This is a genomic window from Pseudobutyrivibrio ruminis CF1b (genome assembly GCF_000424005.1).
Taxonomy (GTDB): domain Bacteria; phylum Bacillota; class Clostridia; order Lachnospirales; family Lachnospiraceae; genus Pseudobutyrivibrio; species Pseudobutyrivibrio ruminis_C.
This window is the reverse complement of sequence record NZ_AUJB01000008.1, coordinates 722,196-744,604: the sequence shown is the minus strand read 5'-3', so window position 1 is coordinate 744,604 and position 22,409 is coordinate 722,196. Positions and strand designations below refer to the sequence as shown.

23 protein-coding genes are annotated in these 22,409 nt (G+C 39.1%); all 23 read right to left on the bottom strand.

Annotated elements, in window-relative coordinates; all coding sequences use genetic code 11:
- Window positions 1–13 precede the first annotated feature (13 nt).
- Window positions 14–1,429 carry a hypothetical protein gene (locus tag G592_RS0105705; RefSeq protein WP_028246970.1) on the bottom strand — a complete coding sequence of 472 codons (1,416 nt, stop codon included), beginning with the start codon at window positions 1,427–1,429 and terminating at the stop codon, window positions 14–16.
- Window positions 1,430–1,450: 21 nt separating this feature from the next.
- Window positions 1,451–2,587, bottom strand: coding sequence for a prephenate dehydratase (gene pheA / locus G592_RS0105700; RefSeq protein WP_028246969.1), 1,137 nt, complete (start codon window positions 2,585–2,587; stop codon window positions 1,451–1,453).
- 30 nt (window positions 2,588–2,617) lie between these two features.
- Entirely contained in the window at window positions 2,618–3,640 is a 1,023-nt protein-coding gene (locus tag G592_RS0105695) for a DUF5050 domain-containing protein (RefSeq protein ID WP_028246968.1), read from the bottom strand.
- Between the two features lie 40 nt (window positions 3,641–3,680).
- The gene (locus G592_RS0105690; protein ID WP_028246967.1) at window positions 3,681–8,135 is read right to left on the bottom strand and encodes a PolC-type DNA polymerase III; all 4,455 of its coding nucleotides are present in this window, start codon (window positions 8,133–8,135) and stop codon (window positions 3,681–3,683) included.
- A gap of 22 nt (window positions 8,136–8,157) precedes the next feature.
- Window positions 8,158–9,207: a flavodoxin-dependent (E)-4-hydroxy-3-methylbut-2-enyl-diphosphate synthase gene (gene ispG / locus G592_RS0105685; protein ID WP_028246966.1), complete on the bottom strand. Its 1,050-nt coding sequence runs from the start codon at window positions 9,205–9,207 to the stop codon at window positions 8,158–8,160.
- A 14-nt stretch (window positions 9,208–9,221) separates the two neighbouring features.
- Complete coding sequence (gene rseP / locus G592_RS0105680; protein WP_028246965.1) at window positions 9,222–10,268, bottom strand: RIP metalloprotease RseP; 1,047 nt, start codon at window positions 10,266–10,268, stop codon at window positions 9,222–9,224.
- Window positions 10,262–11,410: a 1-deoxy-D-xylulose-5-phosphate reductoisomerase gene (locus tag G592_RS0105675; protein ID WP_028246964.1), complete on the bottom strand. Its 1,149-nt coding sequence runs from the start codon at window positions 11,408–11,410 to the stop codon at window positions 10,262–10,264. The genes rseP and G592_RS0105675 overlap by 7 nt, the downstream gene beginning before the upstream one ends.
- A 12-nt stretch (window positions 11,411–11,422) precedes the next feature.
- Window positions 11,423–12,223 carry a phosphatidate cytidylyltransferase gene (locus G592_RS0105670; protein WP_028246963.1) on the bottom strand — a complete coding sequence of 267 codons (801 nt, stop codon included), beginning with the start codon at window positions 12,221–12,223 and terminating at the stop codon, window positions 11,423–11,425.
- A 12-nt stretch (window positions 12,224–12,235) separates the two neighbouring features.
- On the bottom strand, window positions 12,236–12,934 hold the full coding sequence (locus G592_RS0105665; RefSeq protein WP_028246962.1) for an isoprenyl transferase: 699 nt from the start codon (window positions 12,932–12,934) through the stop codon (window positions 12,236–12,238).
- Between the two features lie 73 nt (window positions 12,935–13,007).
- The gene (gene frr, locus G592_RS0105660; protein ID WP_028246961.1) at window positions 13,008–13,562 is read right to left on the bottom strand and encodes a ribosome recycling factor; all 555 of its coding nucleotides are present in this window, start codon (window positions 13,560–13,562) and stop codon (window positions 13,008–13,010) included.
- A 9-nt stretch (window positions 13,563–13,571) separates the two neighbouring features.
- Window positions 13,572–14,267: a UMP kinase gene (pyrH, locus tag G592_RS0105655; RefSeq protein ID WP_028246960.1), complete on the bottom strand. Its 696-nt coding sequence runs from the start codon at window positions 14,265–14,267 to the stop codon at window positions 13,572–13,574.
- Between the two features lie 42 nt (window positions 14,268–14,309).
- Complete coding sequence (locus tag G592_RS0105650) at window positions 14,310–15,089, bottom strand: polymer-forming cytoskeletal protein (RefSeq protein ID WP_028246959.1); 780 nt, start codon at window positions 15,087–15,089, stop codon at window positions 14,310–14,312.
- Between the two features lie 23 nt (window positions 15,090–15,112).
- On the bottom strand, window positions 15,113–16,027 hold the full coding sequence (locus G592_RS0105645) for a polysaccharide deacetylase family protein (RefSeq protein ID WP_028246958.1): 915 nt from the start codon (window positions 16,025–16,027) through the stop codon (window positions 15,113–15,115).
- A gap of 123 nt (window positions 16,028–16,150) precedes the next feature.
- Entirely contained in the window at window positions 16,151–17,080 is a 930-nt protein-coding gene (tsf, locus tag G592_RS0105640) for a translation elongation factor Ts (RefSeq protein ID WP_028246957.1), read from the bottom strand.
- A gap of 4 nt (window positions 17,081–17,084) precedes the next feature.
- A complete protein-coding gene (rpsB, locus tag G592_RS0105635; RefSeq protein ID WP_028246956.1) occupies window positions 17,085–17,816 on the bottom strand; it encodes a 30S ribosomal protein S2 in 732 nt (243 codons plus the stop codon).
- A gap of 145 nt (window positions 17,817–17,961) precedes the next feature.
- On the bottom strand, window positions 17,962–18,552 hold the full coding sequence (locus tag G592_RS0105630; protein ID WP_028246955.1) for an endolytic transglycosylase MltG: 591 nt from the start codon (window positions 18,550–18,552) through the stop codon (window positions 17,962–17,964).
- Complete coding sequence (locus G592_RS0105625) at window positions 18,552–19,217, bottom strand: DUF6115 domain-containing protein (RefSeq protein WP_143001182.1); 666 nt, start codon at window positions 19,215–19,217, stop codon at window positions 18,552–18,554. Before G592_RS0105625 ends, G592_RS0105630 begins: the two co-directional genes overlap by 1 nt.
- 77 nt (window positions 19,218–19,294) lie before the next feature.
- The gene (locus G592_RS0105620) at window positions 19,295–19,618 is read right to left on the bottom strand and encodes a hypothetical protein (RefSeq protein WP_028246953.1); all 324 of its coding nucleotides are present in this window, start codon (window positions 19,616–19,618) and stop codon (window positions 19,295–19,297) included.
- A 61-nt stretch (window positions 19,619–19,679) separates the two neighbouring features.
- Window positions 19,680–20,447 carry a FliA/WhiG family RNA polymerase sigma factor gene (locus G592_RS0105615; RefSeq protein ID WP_028246952.1) on the bottom strand — a complete coding sequence of 256 codons (768 nt, stop codon included), beginning with the start codon at window positions 20,445–20,447 and terminating at the stop codon, window positions 19,680–19,682.
- 34 nt (window positions 20,448–20,481) lie between these two features.
- Window positions 20,482–20,787: a hypothetical protein gene (locus G592_RS0105610; protein ID WP_028246951.1), complete on the bottom strand. Its 306-nt coding sequence runs from the start codon at window positions 20,785–20,787 to the stop codon at window positions 20,482–20,484.
- Window positions 20,788–20,807: 20 nt separating this feature from the next.
- The gene (locus tag G592_RS0105605; protein WP_028246950.1) at window positions 20,808–21,293 is read right to left on the bottom strand and encodes a chemotaxis protein CheD; all 486 of its coding nucleotides are present in this window, start codon (window positions 21,291–21,293) and stop codon (window positions 20,808–20,810) included.
- A gap of 13 nt (window positions 21,294–21,306) precedes the next feature.
- Window positions 21,307–21,921 (bottom strand): chemotaxis protein CheC, encoded by a 615-nt coding sequence (locus G592_RS0105600; RefSeq protein ID WP_028246949.1) that lies wholly within the window; start codon window positions 21,919–21,921, stop codon window positions 21,307–21,309.
- A gap of 11 nt (window positions 21,922–21,932) precedes the next feature.
- The gene (locus tag G592_RS0105595; protein ID WP_028246948.1) at window positions 21,933–22,400 is read right to left on the bottom strand and encodes a chemotaxis protein CheW; all 468 of its coding nucleotides are present in this window, start codon (window positions 22,398–22,400) and stop codon (window positions 21,933–21,935) included.
- Window positions 22,401–22,409: the final 9 nt, after the last annotated feature.

The window sequence follows — 22,409 nt, the reverse complement described above, 5'->3', positions numbered from 1 at the left end:
AGCTCCTCCTAAACTACTTATTCTCTTTGAGTACAGGCTTTATAGTAAAGATTTCCTGGAAGAAATCTGCATTCTTTTTAAACAATCCTTTTTCCAATGCCAATGAACTGTTAGCTTCAATGGAGATAACAAGCTCTTTATCCTTAACTCTCATAGAAACATTTTTAATCTTCTGCTTATGAGAACGATCCAAGGCATTGGCTACCTTAAGAATAGCTAGTAATTTTAATATTAAAAGATATTCTTCAGTGGTAAATCTGTCCGAAAGATTCTCATATGGTTCTAATGGCTTTCTGTTAAAAGCAACTGTGGTAGCAATAATTTCTCGCTCCTTATGACTAAGACCAAGAATCTCTGAAGACATAATGATTGTATAAGAACAATCTGAAGCATCAGCCAGGGAAATATATTTACCACAGTCATGTAAAATAGCTATACACTGCATAATTACTCTTTGGCGCTTTCCAAGGCCATGATATTTTTTCATAGCATCAAAAATCTCACCTGATAATTTAAAAAGCGCTTTCAAATGAGGCTGATAGCTGTCATATCTTTTAGCGATAGACCATGCAGCAGTGATAATATCGTTGTCAAAATCGTGAGTAGCCACAAGCCATTTCTTGTTGTAGCAGAAATGATATGCCATACCATCACAAACAGAAACACCAGGGGCCACGACGTTCTTTGGCATCAATGTCTCTGCCAGCGTTTTGACAATGTAATCCTCTACCTTAGTAAGCTGACTGGATAAGCCCATGACATTATCAATGGCATTTCCTATCTGGCTTCCAAGCAATATCATGTACTTTGGATGAATATCACGAAGGAACATGGTCTTAAATACCTCAAGCTCCTTGTAAATCATCTCATAAATCTGATCAAGAGATGACACAACTATTCCTATCTTTTTAATGTTTTCGCTAAGGGAAACTGTACCCATTGAAAGATGCTGGGTAGTGATTATTTTTCCTTTTGAAAATAATGTAATCTGAAGTGAAACACCACCGATGTCTACAAGAACTGCTGAATCGCTTATCAGCTCTTCAAAATCTTCGGTAGCTGCTACGGCCTGATAGCCAAGAAATCTCTGTTCAGAGTTAGATATTACCTTTACTGAAAAGCCAGTCTGAACTTTTATCTGCTCCAATACAATAAGGGAATTGTCAGCCTGTCTGATGTTTGGGCCAGCTACAACAGAAAAGCTGTCTACCTTATAACCCTCGATAGCTCTGCGCATATCATTTAAAACACGACAAAGTTTCTCTATGGTTTCAGGCAGAATTCGACCATAGTTTAATACATCCCTGATAATATCAGACTGGGCCTTTATAGTATCTATGGTCTTTATTTTCTTCTGCTGCTTTCCTATTTCAAAAATCTTCATTGTAGTCTCATAAGACCCAATGTAAATACTTGCAAATAGCTTCATAACTAACCCCTTTTAATAATTTTAGTAATTCCCCAATACTCTAAGGCTTACACATTCCTCCTCAAGTCCAATAAGTGCATTTCTAACAGCCTCATCATCAAGATTGCCGTCGATATCTATAAAAAATCGGTACTGCCAATTAACCCCCTTAATTGGACGGGATTCGATTCTGTTCATGTTGATACCGTTGAACATGAGATTAGAAAGAATACGATAGAGGCTACCTGGTTCATGAGAAATCTCCAGACATAAACCTATTTGATTTGCATCCTTTTTGTATTTCTTTTCATTTGAGACAATAACAAATCTTGTCTCATTATTTTTATTATCCTGAATACCTACATCAAGAACATCCAGGTCATAAAGCACTGCATTGAACTCACTGCCAATAGCAGCCTGTGACTTATCTCCATCATCTCGAATCTTCTGAGCACTGACTGCTGTATTGTGAAGATTCTTAACATCCCAATCCATATGCTTTGTACGGATATATTCATCGCACTGAGCAATTGCCTTTGGATGAGAATAAACTGTTTTGATATCTGAAATCTTTGCACCCTTAACACCAAGTAATGCGTGATTAACTTTAAGAATCTGCTCTCCAATGATTGCAACATTGTATTCAGAAAGCAAATCGAAGTTTTCTTCTATTGAACCGGCTAAGCTGTTTTCAATTGGAAGAACGGCATAATCAGCTTTACCATTTTTTATAGCATTCATGGCGTCGCGCCAGGAATCAACATGAAAACTATCCTTCATTTTGTTTTCAAAGAAGGCATTCATGGCAAGCTGTGAATAAGCTCCCTGGACTCCCTGGAAACAAACTGTGGCATTTGAATAATCAAAGTCATCTACCTTCTGAAAACCTGACTCATAGTTAATTCCGTTCTCACGAAGAATAGAAAACTGCTTCTTACGACTTATAGACATTATCTGAGTGTATAATTCCTTGACCGCCTGTTGGCTAAATACATCATCAACATAAGAAGAAAGCTTTTCCAGCTTCTCGTCTTCTCTGGCTTTGTCATAAACCTTTTTACCTGTGGCAATTTTGTACTCAGCAACCTGGCAGGCCAGTTCCATACGCTGTGTAAATAGTTTAAGAATTTCCTTGTCTACCTGGTCAATTTCAACTCTGATGTCATTTAAGTCTCTCATGTTGCTCCTTCATTTGTGCTAAAACGTCTACTAGTTATCTAGTGGTAAAATAGGTGGGTCAAATTTTGAAACGCCATTACCACGAATTGGGCAATGATACATAGCTCCTGAAAAATAGTCAGCAAAATAAACATATTTGCTAGTAATGTTAATACTGTTAAACTGGCCTTCTGCCAAAAGTTCTTCAGCGCCGCTGGCAATATCTACTCTGTACAAACCATCAGGATTGCCCTTCATGCTTTGATAATATAAATATACTCCATCAATATTGTAACTTTGAGCAGGATAAGACGTGAGTACAGTCTTATCTGTGCTACCAAGAGTAGCTTTGCAAATTCTATGTTTGCTATCCAAGTCAATAAAATACAAATCACTTTTATTTATTATAGGCATCCATAAGTTAAACTCTGAAGCATATGCAATATCTTTAGAATGAATATTCATGCTGTGAAGATTATGATCGTTTTCCACTCCAGAAAAGTATAATCTCTCACCAACCATACATCTAGGATCAATCGCAAGTTTACTTAACTGCTGCCCTTCGCTGGCATCAATTTTAACTGAGTTAAGAGTAAATGTTGCCAAATCTTCATCATATTTCAAATAAACAATATTATTTCCTGCTAATGAACATGCACTGGAATCAGCCTCATCCAAAATAATCACTTTTTTATTTTTCTTAGTCAAACGGCATAAACTGTTAATATTAACGTTTAAAAAACCAAACTGAGAGTTATCTCTATTTTGCTGACGACTGTAGTAAACATAATGAGAATCTGCATTAAGGAAATAAACACTATCATTTGCAACAATCTCTATATCTGACTCATCTGGATTCATTTTATAAATCCTGTTGTAGTCTGTAGGATTGGCAAAGTAAACAACACCATCAGTCTCGCAGAATAAACCATTACCATAGAGATTTCCAATGGTATTACCATTTACGTCAGTATCATTAAAGTAAGTAATACTATTAATATACTTGTAATAAGCAGCTCCTGCAATTATTCCAACTGCAACTATAGCGATAATGATTCGTCTAACTATCTTCATTCTACTGCCCTCCCCAGGCCATAGGCCTACTCAACACGCATTAAGTAAAATCAAAAATAGAAAGCTGATTTGACTGTGGTAAATCCTTGACAACTCCAAGCTCTACCATCTTTTCAATAATAGTCTGTGAAACCTTACCTCTGTCTTTTATATCATCTAATGAAAGAAACTTTCCCTGTGATGCTGCAATCTGTAACTGCTCAGCAGCTTTATCACCCATTCCTGGAAGTGAATTAAACGGCGGAAGTATCTTTCCATCTACTATTTTAAAGTATCTTGAGTCAGATTGGTATAGGTCCATAGGTAAAAAATCAAAACCACGGGCATACATTTCCTGAACAAGACGAAGCGCTATTAATACATCTTTATCTGTAGCAGATAAATCTGACTGAGCTTTAAGATTTTTAATCTCCTGCTCACATCTAGCCTTACCCTGACAACATTTCTCATAGTCAAAACCTCCAGCTCTAATTGAGAAAAAGGCAGCGTAGTAAGCTAAAGGATAATTTATTTTACAGTAAGCAACACGCCAAGCCATCATAACGTATGCAGCAGCATGTGCTTTAGGGAACATGTACTTAATCTTTTCGCAGGATTCAATGTACCAGTCTGGAACACCATGCTCCTGCATATGCTCCTTATATGTAGGCCACTCATCACATTTACCTTTGGCAACGATTCCCTTTCGAACTCGCTCCATTATAGTAAATGACTCAGCAGGATCAAGTCCCTTATGGATCAGGTAAACCATGATATCATCTCGAGTACAGATAGCTTCTGTGATAGTAGCTGTACCGCTAAGAATCAGATCCTGAGCATTTCCCAGCCATACGTCTGTACCATGGGCAAGACCTGCGATTCGAACCAAGTCAGTAAAGTACTTTGGCTTGGCCTCAACAAGCATCTGCATAGCAAAATCAGTACCAAACTCTGGTATTCCAAGGGTACCTAGTGGTGTTCCCATAATGTCATCAGGAGTGATCCCAAGTGCTTCTGTGCTTTGGAAAAGAGACATTACACCCTTATCATCAAAAGGAATTGTAGTCGCATCTATACCTGTTAAGTCCTCCAGTCGCTTAATCATAGTAGGATCCAAATGTCCTAAAATATCAAGCTTAAGAAGGTTAGCATCGATTTTGTGGTAATCAAAGTGCGTTGTAACAATATCAGTATCCTTGTTAGCAGGATGCTGAACAGGTGTAAATGAGTATATGTCCTCACCATTTGGGAGAACTACTACACCACCTGGATGCTGACCGGTTGTGGATTTAACACCTTCAATACCTTTGGCAATACGTTCATTTTCAGCACGACGCTTTCTAATATCTCTCTTGTCAAAATACTTAAGAACATATCCAACGGCGTTCTTATCTGCAAGTGTAGAAACAGTACCGGCTTTAAAGGTCTGTCCTTCACCGAAAATAACTTCTGTATATTTATGAGCCTTTGACTGATATTCGTTCGAGAAATTCAAATCGATATCTGGCTCCTTATCTCCTTTGAATCCAAGGAATGTTTCGAAAGGAATATCAAATCCATCCTTAGCCAAAGGCTTACCGCACTTAGGACAAATCTTATCTGGCATATCTACACCTGAAAGTCCTTGGTTAACGATTTCCTGTACCTCTGGTCCGTCGAAATCTACATAGAAGCAGTTTGGACATCTGTAATGAGGAGGCAAAGGATTAACCTCTGTAATACCGGCCATTGTGGCAGCAAAGGAAGAACCTACAGAACCACGTGAACCTACCAGATATCCATCTTCGTTTGATTTCCAAACGAGCTTCTGGGCAATAATGTACATAACGGAGTATCCATTACCGATGATAGAATTCAGCTCTCGCTCAAGACGTGCTGAAACTATTTCTGGAAGCTCAGGACCATAAACCTCATGGGCTCTTGTTTCACAGATTCGACGTAAATCCTCCTCTGAATGCTCGATGACAGGTGGACATTTATCAGGACGAACCGGATGAATGTATTCACACATATCTGCAATCATATTGGTATTTTCAATAACTACCTCATGAGCCTTTGCAAGTCCAAGATAAGAGAACTCATCCAGCATCTCATCAGTGGAATGAAGATAAAGTGGTGCCTGCTGGTCTGCGTCATCAAATCCCTTGTTTGCCATAATGATACGACGATAAACCTCGTCCTGAGGATCAAGGAAGTGAACATCACAGGTAGCTACAACTGGCTTTTTAAATTCTTCTCCTAGGGCAACGATTTGCTTGTTAACTTCCTGCAAATCTTTTACAGAATTAAATCTTTCGTACTTTGGCTTTGGAGAACGAATCATAAATTCATTGTTTCCTACAGGCTGAATTTCAAGGTAATCATAGAAATTCACTATACGGGCAATCTCTGACTCATCTCTGTCATCAACGATGGCATCGTACAATTCGCCTGCCTCACAGGCTGAACCAATTATCAATCCCTCTCTGCACTCTGCAAGAAGAGACTTTGGAACTCTAGGATATCTAGAATAATATTTCAAATGAGATTCAGAAACTAATCTATATAAATTAATACGGCCTAAATCATTTTTTGCAAGAACGATACAGTGATGAGCACGCATCTTCTTTATCTGTTCCTGACCAGGCTTTGCCTTTTCATTTAAATCAGTAAGATTGTTAATGCCTTCTGCTTCAAGCTTTACAATGAACTTCTCAAAAATCTGCGCTGTGACCTCTGCATCAGCAACAGCTCTGTGGTGATGCTCATTTACAACATTTTCCAATTTACAAACTGCATCAAGGTTAAACTTGGCATTGTTTGGATGAAGGTATCTGGCAACTTCAACAGTATCTACATGGGTGTAATCATATGGAAGCCCCAGTTTCTTGCAGTTGTACTTAATAAAACCAGTATCAAATCCGGCATTATGAGCAACAAGAATAGATCCTTCACAGAACTCCATGAACTTAGGTAAGATGACGTCAATTGTAGGCGCATCGATAACCATCTCATCATTGATGGATGTAAGCTCTGTAATCCTGTAAGGAATTGGAACCTGAGGATTTATAAACTCAGAAAATCTGTCTACGATTTCTCCGTCCTTAATCTTAACCGCACCAATTTCTATAATCTTGCAGTTTTTAGGGTTAAATCCTGTAGTCTCAATATCAAAGACCACATATTCATCGTGAAGTGACTGGCCTCTGTCATTTACAACAGGACGCTTTGTATCATCTACAAGATAAATCTCACAACCGTAAATAACCTTAAAATCCCCAAGGCCCTTCATATGATCTGCATCACAAAAGGCCTGAACGACGCCGTGATCAGTAATCGCTAGTGCCTTATGCCCCCAGTCCTTTGCGCGGGAAATAATAGATGTAATTTCAGACACTCCATCGAACTCAGACATCTTTGTGTGGCAGTGAAGCTCAACACGCTTCTCCACTGCTGTGTCCTGACGGGTCACTCTGAAGTCTTTAATCTTCTGAATGCAGGTGATTCGTCCTACAGTAAGCTCTTTTGAGAATGTATCTTCATCGAGCTTACCCTGGACTTTGTAGAATCCACCTACTTTAAGCTTTGATTCAAGCTCTCTACCCTGGTCTGCATCACTAAACCAGAATTTTACAGAAATAGAATCCGTAAAATCAGTCATTGTACCAGTACCAAAGTAGCCACCCTTCTTAGTCTCTCTAAACTCAAGGGCGTTAAGCTGACCTTTTATTACAATAGAACCAAGAAGCTCTCCATTAATATCTTCCATAGGAGTAGCATCCTCAGCAATCTCAGAACCCATGATAATATCAGGATCATCAGACTTTGTAAGAGGACGTACAAATTTCTTCTCTGGCTCTGGATTATCATTTTTCTTATCTTTATCCTTAGCCTTAGCATCAGACTTAGTTTCACGCTTTTCTTCTGCTGGCTGTTCTTCTGCCTCTTCCGTTGCAGCAGTCTTGGCATTGATTGATGCAATTCTCTGCTCAATCTCACGCTCTGCATTTTCAAGATACTTACTCTTTACAGGCTCTTTATATTCGAAGAAAATCGAGCCAGTCATATGGCATCGATTGCATAGAATATTATGGAGCAAATCAAATAACTCATGCTCCTTCTCTCGGCCAATGACTGTATCTTCGATAACAACCTTTACATTTCCATCTTCAGTAATCTCTAAATCTGCTTTTTTATATATGTTAAAAAGAAGAGCACTTCTTGCTTCCAGCTCTTCTAAAATACTGTCATTATAAGATTGAATTAAATTCTTAGGAGTGTACTGACTTGATAAATCAAAGTCTTCCAAAATACGGATTGAAACTCCATTATTAGAAAAGAATTGTTTTTTAATAGACTTCTCTAAGTTCCATATACGGCGCTTAGGAATAAGTGTGTTAAAAGTAACGTATATGCGAATGTCATCTTTTGAGCGGCCTGTGCTGACCTTAGTGACTGTGGCATCACTAAGGGCATTAGAAAGGTCGCTCTCGGCATTCATATTTGGGAATACTTCATAAAATCCCATTTGATCCATAACTAATTCTCCGAACTATTGTCTATCTTGGCCAGTTAACGAGCTCTTCTCTAAGTGCCACGAGGAGCTGGTCTTCTGGGAGTTTGCGTACGACTTCGCCATGCTTGATGAGGAGGCCTTCGCCAATACCACCAGCTACACCAAGATCTGCTTCCTTTGCTTCACCTGGTCCATTAACTACGCAACCCATAACTGCAACTTTAATGTTAAGGTCTGAGAATTCTTCTACCATTGTCTCAACCTGATTTGCAAGACCGATTAAGTCTATCTGTGTACGTCCGCATGTAGGACATGAAACAACCTCGATTCCACCCTGTCTGAGACCAAGTGTACGAAGTATAAGCTTAGCAGTCTTAATCTCTTCTACAGGAGCACCTGTAAGAGATACACGAATTGTATCACCGATGCCCTGAGACAGAATCATGGCAAGACCTGCAGCACTCTTAATATTTCCTGCTCTGAGAGTACCAGCCTCTGTAATACCTACATGAAGAGGATGGTTAGTCTTGTCAGCAATAAGCTCATGTGCCTTAACGCACATCATAACATTTGAAGACTTGATACTGATAACAAGATTGTCATAGCCAAGATCCTCAATAATCTTTACCTTATCAAGAGCTGACTCAACAAGTCCTTCAGCTGTAACTCCACCATATTTTTCTACTAAATCCTTTTCAAGAGAACCTGAATTTACACCAACTCGAATAGGAACATTCTTTGCTTTGGCAGCATCAACAACAGCCTTAATCCTGTCTGTACTTCCAATATTTCCTGGGTTGATACGAATCTTATCAGCTCCATTTTCAATTGCAGCTATTGCAAGTCTGTAATCAAAGTGAATATCAGCAACAAGAGGGATATTAATCTGCTTCTTAATCTCGCCTATAGCCTTTGCAGCATCCATGTCTGGGCATGCAACGCGAATAATATCACAGCCAGCTTTTTCAAGCTCATGAATCTGAGCTACGGTAGCTGCCACATCCTGTGTCTTTGTGTTACACATAGACTGGATGAGGATAGGATTTCCTCCTCCGATTACCTTATTTCCAATATGAACAACTTTTGTATCCATATAATAATCTCCTATTACATTAATTTAATAATATCGTTATACATAACAATAATCATCAACAGCATTAAAAGTGCAAAGCCTACAAGATTGATTCCATTTTCAATCTCGGGCTTCATCTTCTTTCCGCGTATGGCTTCAAAAATGATAAGAACAATACGTCCTCCATCAAGAGCTGGGAATGGAAGTAAGTTCATTACTCCAAGGTTTGCCGAAAGAAGGATTGCTATTGAAAGTAAATTAATAAATACGTAAAAAGCACCGCTTGTAACAGATTGATCATAAACATCTGAAATGGTACTTACTACACCTACAGGACCTGAAACCTGATCTACAGATAACTGGCCTGTAAACAGCATCTTAAGACTGGTAATAGTAACGTAAATCTGGTATTTCATCTCATATGCTGCGTATTGGAAAACACCGATAGGCGAAACCTTTTTGTATTCATTTGCCTTTTGAATACCAATCAGTCTGCGACCAGTCTCCTCATCAAATTTAGGAACAACTGTTGCAGAATATCTTTGTCCATCACGCTCATAAACAACATCGATAGATTCAGCATCAGCATGAAGGAAAGTAAAGATACTAATCTCATTGTAAAAATGAACATTGTATCCATCTAAGCTGATAATCTTATCACCTGCTTCAATACCTGCTTCTGCAGCAGCATATCCAGGGATTACATCTGTAATAGTAGTGTCATTAACACCACTCAAAGCAATGAAAATAACAGAAAGGATATAAGCTAAAATGAAGTTGAAGAATGGGCCGCCAAATACAATCTGGAATCTCTCCCATTTTGACTTCTTATTGAAAGCTCTATCACTATCGCTTTCCTCATCCTCACCTTCCATTACACAGCTTCCACCAAATGGAAGTGCTTTGATGCAATATTTTGTCTCGCCTTTTCCCCAGGAAACAAGTGTTGGTCCAAGGCCCAGTGTAAATTCATTTACTTTTACATCACATTTCTTTGCAAATAAGAAATGTCCTAATTCATGAAAGATTATTATGAAACTAAAAATCAGTATTGCAAGTATTATCTTAAGAATAACTACCACCTACTCTCTATGTAATCGTAAGTCATCTGTTCTGTCTCAAGAACCTGCTCTATAGTAGGATTCTGAATAAAGTCTACATTAATCATTGCCTCAGAAACAATCTCTGGAATCTCAAGGAACTTAATCTTGTTCTTTAAGAATTTGGCAACTGCTCTTTCATTTGCAGCATTGAATACCGTAGGAACATTTCCACCTGCATCCATTGCATCGTAAGCAAGGGCAAGACCATAGAATGTCTCCATATCAGGTCTTTCAAATGTAAGTGTACCAACCTTAAATAAATCTAATGGCTCAGAATATAATGTCTTACGATTTGGATAGAATAAAGCGTAAAGAATTGGAAGACGCATATCAGGTGTACCCATCTGTCCAATTACAGCTCCATCCATAAATTCTACAGCTGAATGAAGAATACTCTGAGGGTGAACCACTACTTCTACCTGATTAAGATTTACTCCAAAGAGCCATTTTGCCTCCATTACCTCGAGACCTTTGTTAATCATAGTAGCTGAATCAATGGTAATCTTTGCTCCCATTGACCAGTTAGGGTGCTTTAATGCATCCTCCAAAGTAACATTCTCCAAATCATCAAGTGTACGTCCTCTGAATGGGCCACCAGATGCTGTAAGAAGAATCTTTGAAATCTTATTGTGTCTTTCTCCATTAAGAGACTGGAAAATAGCACTATGCTCACTATCTACTGGAAGAATAGAAACGCCCTTCTCCTTTGCAAGAGGCATAATAATATGTCCTGCAGTAACAAGAGTCTCTTTATTCGCAAGAGCAATATCCTTTCCTGCATTAATAGCTGCTATTGTAGGCTGAACACCAACCATGCCAACTACAGCAGTAACAACTGTATCTGCCTCTTCTGCTGTGGCAACAGCAATAAGACCTTCCATACCGAAATGAATATCTATTGTAATATCAGAAAGTCTTGTCTTTAAATCTTTAGCAAGCTCTTCTGTTCCAACTGAAACAAGTGTTGGCTCGTATTTTCTAATCTGACTTTCAAATAGATCTAAATTACTACCACAAGACATAGCAACAACATTTAAATCATCAGGATTCTGAGAAACGATATCTAATGTCTGTGTGCCAATTGAACCTGTGGCCCCAAGAATTGATATATTCTTTGCCATTTGTGTCTACCTCTATAAAATGTAATATGCTAAGAAAAAGATAATTGGTGCAGTAATAATAACACTGTCAAAACGATCTAAAACTCCACCGTGACCTGGAATTAATTTTCCATAATCCTTAATGTCGAAATTACGCTTGATAGCAGATGCTGCCAAATCTCCTACCATGGAAATAAGGGCACCAATACCAGCGAAAATAACTAAAGGAACAATTGGGAATTCATCCAGGTTAAATATATTATCAATAATAAAACAATAAAGAGCTGTGAAAAGCATTGAACCTACAACACCACCAACTGCGCCTTCGATTGATTTCTTTGGTGAAAGAAGTGGTGACATTTTATGCTTTCCAAAAAGCACACCTACACAGTAAGCTGATGTATCGCATCCCCATGAACAAAGGAAAATAAGCCATACAATATACTGACCGTTAGGAAGCATTCTGGTCTGATAAAGGAAAGAAAGCATAACACCTACATAGAACAGACCAAAGAAAGCAGCCATTATCTGGTGTGTATGATATTTAGGATATGCAAACACAAACACGCCTAAGAGACAGATAAGAAATACCAGCATTATAGCCATATTATCTGGTGAAAAAAGAAGCTTTAAGTTCAAATAATATGCAATGCATGCTGCGTATCCTAATAAGCCAAGAGGCTTTTTTTCAATTTCGAAAATGCGATATAACTCAAACATTCCAACAAGAGATAACGCAAGCATAACTCCCAGAAGTAAATCTCCACCGGTACAAATAAATAGCAACGCTAAAATTACAAGTACTATTCCGCTAATAAGTCGTGTAATAAACATTTATAATCCTCTCTAAATTCCGCCAAAACGACGATTTCTTTTGTCATATTCCTCAATAGCCTTCTTCAACTCCTCTGGAGAAAAATCAGGCCATGCAACTGGTGTGAAGTAAAACTCCGCATAAGCAAGCTGCCACAAAAGATAATTTGATAATCTCTGCTCTCCTGATGTACGAATCATGAAATCAGGGTCTGGAATATCTTTTGTGTCGAGGTAAGTTCCAAAGAGTGATTCATCAATACTCTCAACTTCTATTTTACCATCTTTTACGTCAGAAGCCACCTTTCTGATAGCTCTTGTCATCTCATCTCTACTTCCGTAGTTGATAGCGATGGTAAGTGTAAGACCTGTAAACTGTGATGAATACTCAGTAAGTTCATCAATAGCCTTTCTAAGCTTATCATCAAGCTTAGTTAAATCTCCAATAAAACGAACACGAAGGTTGTCCTTCTTGGCTGTTCTCATACATGTCTTAATGTATTCTCCAAGAAGTTTCATCAATGCCTTTACTTCATCATCTGGTCTTGACCAGTTTTCTGTAGAAAATGCATACATTGTCACATATTTAACTCCCAAATCGTGAGCTGCTCTACAAATAGTCTCAACATTTTTCGCACCTACAGTGTGACCGTAAGTACGAGGCATTCCTTTTGCTTTCGCCCATCTTCCGTTTCCATCAAGAATAATTGCTATATGCTCTGGTACGTTCATAGCGCCTCCATTTTTTTGTAAAATAAATTAAAAAGGGCACAAATTGTGCCCTGTAATAATTGATATCGTCGCTTTAGACAGTCATAATCTCTTTTGTCTTTGCCTCAACAGCCTTATCAACCTCAGCAATGAACTTATCTGTCATCTTCTGACACTTATCTTCAAGATCTTTGATTTCATCCTCTGAAACACCCTCATCTTTAGAGTGCTTCTTTAAATGATCAATAGCATCTCTTCTGATATTTCTAATAGCAACCTTAGCATCCTCGCCGTGTTTCTTAACATCCTTAGCGATTTCCTTACGACGCTCTTCTGTAAGCTCAGGGAATACAAGACGAATAAGCTTGCCATCGTTTGTAGGATTAATTCCGATATCAGACATATTGATAGCCTTTTCAATCTCCTTTACAAGAGAAGCTTCCCATGGCTGAATCTGAATAAGTCTTGGCTCTGGAACTGAAATATTAGCTACCTGCTGAAGTGGAGTAGGTGCTCCATAATAATCAACAGTAATCTTATCCAAGATATGTGGGTTAGCACGACCAGCTCTGATAGTTGTGAACTCACTTTCAAGATTATTGTAGCTCTTTGTCATTTTTTCTTCGTATACAGAAAGTATATTATCCATTAGCCCTCCTTATACGGTTACAACCGTACCATTAAATTTGCCTGAAATAGCCTTAACTATAGAATCCTCTTCATTGAGAGAGAATACATACATTGGCATCTTCTGCTCCATAGCGATGATAGATGCTGTCATATCAACAACCTGAAGCTTCTGATCGATAACATCCTGGATGCTAATCTCATCATAACGCTTAGCATTAGGATTCTTTGCTGGATCGCTATCATAAACGCCGTCGATTGACTTTGCTAAAAGGATGCAATCAGCTTCAATCTCAACTGCTCTAAGAACAGTAGGTGTATCTGTAGAGAAATATGGATGTCCTAAGCCACCTGCGAAGAATACAACCATTCCTCTCTCGAAATACTTATTTGCTCTATCCTTAGAATAAAGCTTTGAAACATTTCCACACTCAAATGGTGTAAGGACCTGAGTCTTCATACCAACAGTTCTAAAAATCTCAGAAACATAGATACAGTTCATAACTGTAGCAAGCATACCAATCTGATCTGCCTTTGTTCTGTCGATATTTTCTGAAGTACGTCCTCTCCAGAAATTGCCACCGCCGATAACAACGCCAACCTGAACGCCATCATCAACAAGCTTCTTAACCTGACGAGCTACCATTAAACATGTAGCTTCATCAAATCCAAAACCCTTGTCCCCAGAAAGTGCTTCTCCACTAAGCTTTAAAACTACTCTTTTCATTTGAACTTTTATTCCTTTTTATTTATTTAGCGCGTCTGATGATTAGATAGCGAAAACACTATTAACATCAACATCAGAGTAGCTCTGTGAACAGAAGCCCTCGATAACAGCGCCATTATTAATCTGAACTGAACGAGACTTGATGTTACCCATAACAACAGCTGATGTATCTACAACAACTGGTCCGTTAACATCGATGTCACCCTTAACAGCACCAGCAATAACTGCTGATGTAGCTGTAATATTTCCAATGATTACTGAACCAACACCAATCTTTGCTGTGCCAGTAGTAACAACTTCACCTTCAATCTTAGCAGCGTCTGCGAAGAACTCTGCTGATGAAGAATTTCCTGTAACCTTACCAGCGATGACAAGCTTTCCGTTACATGTAACATCACCAACGATTTCACCCTGAACTTCGATAGAACCGATAGACTCAACGTTACCTGTAATCTTCATACCACCTGTAATAACAGCATTCTCGTCTGAAGCAACATTCTTAGCCTCAGATGCATTTCCCATAACATCCATACCCTTTGAAGCCTCCATTTTTGTCTCTTTTTTTGTCTCTGAGAAGAACGACTTCTTCTCCACTGACTGCTCCTGTGTAGAAGTAGTCTCTGTTGTCTTTGCAGGCTCATCAACCTTCTTTGAAACCTGCTCAAGAAGACCATCGAGCTTATTAAGCTCTGACTCTACATCAATATCACCGTCGAGAGTATTAACCATGACCTCCTCTTTTGCTGCAGTATCCTCGCCACCTGGAACAAGCTCATTTACTGCATCATTAAAGTCCTCTTTGAAATCTTTAAAAAAACCCATTATAAATCCTCCATAACATATTCTTATTGAACAACACTAACGTGTTGTATGATTTCTGTCTCATCTGTGATTGGTAGAATAACTGCCCCGGCTTCGTTTAAAGACTCAATCAGTCTAGGTAAAGCCTCAACTGTTGCATTTTTGTTAGAAGCATCATGCAATAATACTACAGACGTCTTGTATTTTACCACATCACTCATTACATTATCAACAAGTTCGTCCGCTGTAAAAGCCTGTGAAGTAGCATCTCCAGAGGCTATATTCCAATCGTAATAAGTAGCTCCTACAGAGTCCAAATAATTAATAAAAACAGACATGCTGGTGTTACTAACTTTGTTACTACTTCCCCCTGGGAATCTATATAGCTTTGTATCAACACCTGTAGTGTCTAAAATCAAATCGTGAATCTTATTATAATCTGTTACAAAAGAATCTTCAGACTGATAGAGCTTAGAATAATTATGGCTAAAAGAATGCATGCCAATAGTATGACCATCATCTACTATACGACGATAGGCATCCCCATAGGTATCGATGTCCTTGCCAACTACAAAGAAAGTAGCTTTAACATTGTAATCGTCAAGAATATCAAGAATAGCTTCTGTATTTTCACTAGGACCGTCATCAAAAGTAAGATATACCATCGGTATATCTCCTTCTTCTGCAATATTGTCCATGTTATCTACTAGATAAACATTATCCAAAAAACTGTCATCAACCATTTCATCTGCGTCCTCAACAGTCTCAGACACAGCAATCTTAGCTGATAATGAATCAATTTGCTTTTGAAGGGAAATGACTTCAAAAATAAGGAAAGTCATTACGCACAAAGTAATAAGCATAAAAGAGATAATTGTATAAATTATCATCTTTTTCATTCGGGCTACACGTTTCCGCTTGGCTCGCTGCTTCTCGAGCCCATCATTTACAATATCCACAACTCTAATCCTCCCCGTAAAGATTCCCTTTTATTTTATCACAACCCATTTACAAGATAAAGTGTAAAAAAATAAAGGGTCTACAAAATGTAGACCCTTTTAGTATGCATAAATATGAACTAATTAAGCGTTCATCTGAGCTGCAACTTCAGCAGCGAAGTCTTCGTTCTTCTTCTCAAGACCTTCACCAGTCTCAAAACGAACAAAGCTCTTGATTGAAAGTGCAGAACCTGTCTCCTTAGAAACCTGCTCTAAGTACTTAGCAACTGTCTGCTTTCCATCCTCAGCCTTAACATAAACCTGATCAAGTAAGCAGATTTCCTTAAGCTCCTTAGATACACGACCTTCGATCATGCCGTTGATAACCTTCTCAGGCTTCTGTGACTCCTTAGGATCGTTCATGATCTGAGCAAGAAGAATCTCCTTCTCGTGAGCGATGTAATCAGCAGATACTTCGTCACGTGATACATACTTAGGATTAAGAGCTGCAATCTGCATAGCAAGGTTTGTAGCTGCTTCCTTAGCTGCATCTGACTCAGCACCAGCCATATCAACGATAACGCCGATACGTCCACCACCGTGTGTGTATGATACTACGAATCCGTCAGATGTAACCTTCTCGAATCTTCTAAGAGAAAGCTTCTCACCGATTGTAGCTACCATCTCTACGTGTACATCGTTAACTGTCTTTGATGAATCCTCAGCCCATGGCTGTGTAAGGAGCTCATCAATTGTGTTTACATCAGACTTGAGAATCTGCTTTGCAACCTTCTCAACATATGTCTGGAACTTCTCGTTCTTAGCAACGAAATCAGTCTCTGAGTTAACCTCGAGAACAACTGCTGTGTTGCCTTCTACTACTACCTTGCAGATACCCTCTGCTGCGATACGAGATGCCTTCTTCTCAGCCTTAGCTGCACCATTCTTACGAAGGAGCTCGAAAGCTGCATCCATATCACCATCGCACTCAGCGAGTGCCTTCTTACAATCCATCATACCTGCGCCAGACTGCTCGCGAAGGTCCTTTACCATTGCTGCTGTAATAGCTGCCATAATTTTATGCCTCCTCTTCTGCTGCTGCTGACTCTTCAGCAACCTCATTCATTTCACCCTGCTTTGCCTCGATAACAGCGTCTGCCATCTTTGCAACGATAAGCTTTACTGCACGGATAGCGTCATCGTTACCAGGGATTACATAATCAAGCTCATCTGGATCACAGTTAGTGTCGCAAACACCTACAAGTGGAATACCAAGTGCGTGTGCTTCCTGAACACAGATGTGTTCCTTCTTAGGATCGATGATGAAGATAGCATCTGGAATTCTGTTCATTTCCTTGATACCACCAAGAACCTTTGTAAGCTTCTCCTGCTCCTTCTTGAGCTGAGTAACTTCCTTCTTTGGAAGAAGATCGAATGTACCGTCTGCCTCCATCTTCTCGATTTCCTTAAGACGAGCAATTCTTGTCTGAACTGTCTTAAAGTTTGTAAGCATACCACCGAGCCATCTCTCGTTTACATAGTACATACCGCAACGCTCTGCCTCAGATGCGATAGCGTCCTGAGCCTGCTTCTTTGTACCAACGAAAAGGATGTTTCCACCCTGCTGAGCGATGTCAAAAATAACATCATAAGCATCGTCTACCATACCTACAGACTTCTGAAGGTCGATAATGTGGATACCATTACGCTCTGTGTAGATATAAGGAGCCATCTTAGGGTTCCATCTACGTGTCTGGTGTCCGAAGTGAACACCTGCCTCAAGTAACTGCTTCATTGAAATAACACTCATTTTAATACCTCCTGGTTTGTTTCTTCCGCATAATTCTTCCTGACAAACACCCGGCCTACGATAGGTTGGGAACCAATGCCAGTCCTTATGCGTGTATTTTCAACAGCCCTTAGAATTTACCATAATTTCCCAAATATTGCAACTATCAATTCTTTGGGGGTGTTGTTGTTCTAACATCTTTATTTACAAGAACCGCAACTACATCATCATAGCTGCTTCCTACCTTTACGTAAAAAGTACCATTTTGAATCAGATTATCCACCTTACATTTATTAAGATATTTGTTAAAAGCATCTGAATCATCAATAAGTCCGGCCTTTTTCAGATGTTCACTGATAACCTCTGAAGACTCTCCTGCACGGACTGTAAAAGGAATATATGTAACAGACTCGTCTGAACCATTTGAACTCTCTATAGAAGCATCAGCTGAAATAGCATCTTCTCCAACTGCTGTTACTTCTTCAGACAAAGCTTCATCAGTGGCCCCTTCTGTCACATTGCCTGCAAGTGGTACCTCGGATTCCTCCTCCGGAATAACCACCTCTTCACCTGTAGCTTCTACCTCTGCTCCCTCTGGCATAACCATGCCAAGAGCAGTGGCCTTTTGTATAATCTCTTCATCTGTAAGAGACTTATTATAAAGAAAATCTCTTCCAAAATAGAAACTAATTGTCAAAAGTAATGTAGCAAGCGTTACACCAATACCAATTCCTCTAAGATAGTACTTGAATCTCATTATCTCCCCTCCTGATATAAGCCTATGACAAACTTAACCTCACCAAGACCACGGCCAAGAGTTTTGGCTATTTCCACATCAGACATTCCCTCGTCAGCCATTGCAAGTATCTGCATGTTGTCGTTTGCCTTTATAGGCTGATTCTCCTCAGAAAACTTCTGAGCCAATGCCTCTGTAAAGGAAATGGTCTTGTTTTCCTCCTCCTTCTTATCTTTCTCTGCAATAAGAGCTTCACGCTCCTCTGCAAGCTTTTTCTTTTCTTCTTCTATTTCAAGCTCTTTATCCTTAAGCATATCAAGCTTTCTGGCAACAGATGCATCTAATGCCACAAGAGTATCCTGCAGCTCTGACAGCTTCTTGGTCATCTCCACCATCGCCTGATGCTTATCGTTGAGCATGGAATACATAAATGTAACTTCTTTATGGGATTTATCTACTGACTCCAGGACCGTATCTGAATACTGGGAGATTTCAAGAATCTTTTCGTTAGTCTCTTTATCAGTACGTCTGTCCAGCTCTTCCATGGCAGAATCGATTGTAGCAGAGAGCTTGTCTTCAGTCTCTACCCTTGCATCGGCCATTTTATCCTTGATTATTTCTTCGATTTGCTCTTTTGTGAGTTTAGTAAGATTTTCCCTGTCTTTCTCGGATAATCTTTCAGACACAAAAAAGCTCCCAATACACAGGCCCAGCCCGATAATCAGGAGCACAATTTCAAGTATAGTCATTATAGTCTCCCCTCTTAAATCCTCATATCAAAGGATGTTGTATGCTTCTCAGAAACACTTCCATCAGGCTTCTTTTCATCTTTCTTCTGCTTCAAAGCCTTCCGTCGTTTGTTCCCTTCGTAGCCCTTACCATTTCCTTCTCTTTCGTAACTGTCCTCTTCCCTGTTTGACTTGTACAGATCATTGACCTGCTTAGCCTGCTGTTCCTGCTGTTTCTCCACCGTATGGGTGAGATTTTGCTGTTCCAGCATGGGCTTTTGATCCTCCTGGGCTTTAGTGTGACTAAGCTCATTTGTATTTTGGATCATTCCATTAAAATTGATTGGACTTATTGACATAACAAACCCTCCCTAAAGATCATATACCAATTTCAATCATCCATTAACAGAACTACAAATACTACTGGTTAGTTAAAATACCCATATACTCTCCCAGGACTTTTCTCATTTTCTGGAGAGCCTTTGTGTGCAACTGTGAAACTCTGGATTCAGAAACTTCCAATGCTGCACTGATTTCTTTTAGGGTCAAATCCTCATAATAATATAAGAGGATAACCTGCTTTTCCTTCTCGGTAAGCATATCTAAAGCTTCCTGAAGCTTTTCAGTAAGCTCTTTCTTTGAAATATTATCTTCCGGCTGAATAAAATGAGAGTTATGTTCCGCCTCCATAACTGGCTCATTACCGGCCTCTACGAATTCGTTTAATGAAACAACATTAGTGACATTCAGCTGAGACTGCCACTTATTAAATTCATCTGAAGATATATTTAGCTCCGCAGCTATATCTTCATCTGTGGCACTATGTCCAGTGCGAGCCTCTACAGTCTTGATAGCGTCATCAATCATTCTCTGTCTCTGACGTATTGTACGAGGAATCCAGTCCATCTTTCGAATCTGGTCCAAAATTGAGCCACGAATTCTAAGACTTGCATAGGTTTCAAACTTAACATCCTTGGCCAAATCAAATTTATCGATTGCGTCGATAAGGCCAAAAATACCGTAGCTACACAAATCTTCGTACTCTACTGTATTCCCCAGATACATACAGAGTCTGCCAGCAACTATCTTAACAAGCGGCGCATATTCAAGTATTAATTGCTCCCTAATCTCGGGAGTAGGACTAACTTTGTATTTGTCCCAAAGCTTTTCCTTGTCACTCGCCTTCATTAATGCCCCCTCAAACCAAGTCTGAATCAGTTAACTACCCCTCCTCTGGTTCAGACGAAACATTTTCAGTACCCATTTGAACATCTTCTTCTATTTCATCTTCAGTTAAAACACTGCTGATGTCCTGAGGCTCATCATCAAGCGACTCAGCTGGTTCCAGCTCTCTGAAAGCATAATCCAAAATCATCTTGATTATAGTTCCAAGAGTAAGAAAAATAAGCACAACAACCAACAGTCTTGTAACAAAAACTGAAAACTCAACTCTTTGAATAATAGACATAACACAAGATATAAACGCTGCAGCCAATGTAATGATTATAGGTATAGGCTTTGTGTTCATCTGTGCCTCCAAATATTATTCTAAATAATTTTAAGCTCTTTGCCAACTGCCTTAATATAGTACTCTCCTGTCTCGCTGTACAGTTCGACGGTACGACCATAATTTAGGCCGCAATCCTCCGCAATAATCTTAATTCCAAGTTGTTTAAGCTTCTGACGGCTTGCCTCAGCATTTCTATCGCCAACATTGATTGACGTAGACGCACCTGGCATTTCGAACATCTTAGCACCGCCGGCGATTTTAGCTACCATTCGAGCTTTATTTGCTCCAGCTTTAATCATGTCATCATAAAGCTTTTGAATACCAGTATCAGCAAACTTAGCAATATTGCTGTTGTTTCTGATAGCAGTACTGTCAGGTAGCATAATGTGCGCCAAACCACTGATTTTTGTAGATGGGTCATAGATAGCAATTCCTATACATGAGCCCAAGCCAATGGTTGTTAGTGCATCAGGAGCTTTACATATTTTAAGATCAGCCATGCCGACTTTAATCATCTGCCCCATACATTCACTCTCCTTATATTGATACACCAAGCGCGGTTAATATCTTCTCATAAGAATCTTCTTCTGGCATTAATATAAAATGTCCTTTGATTCCCAAATCATCAGAGAATTCTGTATTAATCATAAGAGCATTATCTCCAAAAATACCAAACTGTACGGCAGGAACAGAAAGAATAGCTGCTGCCATATCAACTGCTACGAATGGTACTGATGGTAAAATCGTAAGATTTGTCAGTCCTGAAAGGGCAGACAAATAGGAACCTGCAATGATATTTCCAACTTCTTTAATTGCAGATAAATCCATTTCATTGAATGGCTCTGAGTAATCAGGGTCGCGCATCATAAGCATGTTTACAACATGATGAGCTGACTGCATATCCATCAAAAACATCATGGAACCATCTATATCAGCTTCAACGCCAAGCATAATTCCAACTATGATTTCATCTTCAGCTCCAATTGCACCGCCTAATTCTTCAACAGGAAGAAATGCAACCTCTGGAACACTCATATCAATCCTAAGGCCAAGCATATTGGCGATGGCAGTTGTTGCATTACCAGCACCAATATTACCTATTTCCTTGAGGACATCAAAATATTTTTCATTAACTTCATTAAGTGTGAGCATATAACCTCCTGTTAAGAAGCCTCATTATCTCCTATGATTGAACTAATCTCGAAGATAGAAATGAGCTCGTCCCCATTTTTTCCTACTCCATTAATAAAGGAGTTTTTACTCTTTAATGTAGATGATGGTGCTTCGATATCATCCTCTGATAAAGAAAGAACCTCCTTTACCTCATCTACAATAACTCCCATTAAGCCACCGCCATCAAGTTTAAGGATAATGATACGAGAAGAATCTGTGAACTCGTCATCATCCAAATCCATTCTGCGTCTAAGGCTCATTACAGGTACAACTTCACCACGAAGATTAATTACACCTCGATAGTACAAAGGTGCTTTTGGCACTCTGGTAATTTTGCTCAGTCTAACGATATTATCAATATAGGAAATGTCGATACCATAGTGCTCGCCACCAATTTTAACAACAATGTATTGCTTTTTTTCTTTTTCAACTACATCATACATAGCTAAATCTGACATATGGTCTCA

Bases quoted from the DNA above. Each gene is read 5' to 3' on its own strand.
- rpsB (WP_028246956.1), bottom strand. From the start codon at position 17,816: ATGAGTGTTATTTCAATGAAGCAGTTACTTGAGGCAGGTGTTCACTTC.
- G592_RS0105615 (WP_028246952.1), bottom strand. From the start codon at position 20,447: ATGAAGGCGAGTGACAAGGAAAAGCTTTGGGACAAATACAAAGTTAGT.
- G592_RS0105705 (WP_028246970.1), bottom strand. From the start codon at position 1,429: ATGAAGCTATTTGCAAGTATTTACATTGGGTCTTATGAGACTACAATG.
- tsf (WP_028246957.1), bottom strand. From the start codon at position 17,080: ATGGCAGCTATTACAGCAGCAATGGTAAAGGACCTTCGCGAGCAGTCT.
- G592_RS0105605 (WP_028246950.1), bottom strand. From the start codon at position 21,293: ATGGGGCAGATGATTAAAGTCGGCATGGCTGATCTTAAAATATGTAAA.
- G592_RS0105650 (WP_028246959.1), bottom strand. From the start codon at position 15,089: ATGGGTTTTTTTAAAGATTTCAAAGAGGACTTTAATGATGCAGTAAAT.
- G592_RS0105670 (WP_028246963.1), bottom strand. From the start codon at position 12,223: ATGTTTATTACACGACTTATTAGCGGAATAGTACTTGTAATTTTAGCG.
- G592_RS0105620 (WP_028246953.1), bottom strand. From the start codon at position 19,618: ATGTCAATAAGTCCAATCAATTTTAATGGAATGATCCAAAATACAAAT.
- G592_RS0105630 (WP_028246955.1), bottom strand. From the start codon at position 18,552: ATGAGATTCAAGTACTATCTTAGAGGAATTGGTATTGGTGTAACGCTT.
- G592_RS0105600 (WP_028246949.1), bottom strand. From the start codon at position 21,921: ATGCTCACACTTAATGAAGTTAATGAAAAATATTTTGATGTCCTCAAG.
- G592_RS0105595 (WP_028246948.1), bottom strand. From the start codon at position 22,400: ATGTCAGATTTAGCTATGTATGATGTAGTTGAAAAAGAAAAAAAGCAA.
- G592_RS0105675 (WP_028246964.1), bottom strand. From the start codon at position 11,410: ATGGCAAAGAATATATCAATTCTTGGGGCCACAGGTTCAATTGGCACA.
- G592_RS0105665 (WP_028246962.1), bottom strand. From the start codon at position 12,934: ATGAACGTACCAGAGCATATAGCAATTATTCTTGATGGAAACGGAAGA.
- G592_RS0105690 (WP_028246967.1), bottom strand. From the start codon at position 8,135: ATGGATCAAATGGGATTTTATGAAGTATTCCCAAATATGAATGCCGAG.
- pyrH (WP_028246960.1), bottom strand. From the start codon at position 14,267: ATGAAAAGAGTAGTTTTAAAGCTTAGTGGAGAAGCACTTTCTGGGGAC.
- ispG (WP_028246966.1), bottom strand. From the start codon at position 9,207: ATGGATACAAAAGTTGTTCATATTGGAAATAAGGTAATCGGAGGAGGA.
- frr (WP_028246961.1), bottom strand. From the start codon at position 13,562: ATGGATAATATACTTTCTGTATACGAAGAAAAAATGACAAAGAGCTAC.
- pheA (WP_028246969.1), bottom strand. From the start codon at position 2,587: ATGAGAGACTTAAATGACATCAGAGTTGAAATTGACCAGGTAGACAAG.
- G592_RS0105695 (WP_028246968.1), bottom strand. From the start codon at position 3,640: ATGAAGATAGTTAGACGAATCATTATCGCTATAGTTGCAGTTGGAATA.
- G592_RS0105610 (WP_028246951.1), bottom strand. From the start codon at position 20,787: ATGAACACAAAGCCTATACCTATAATCATTACATTGGCTGCAGCGTTT.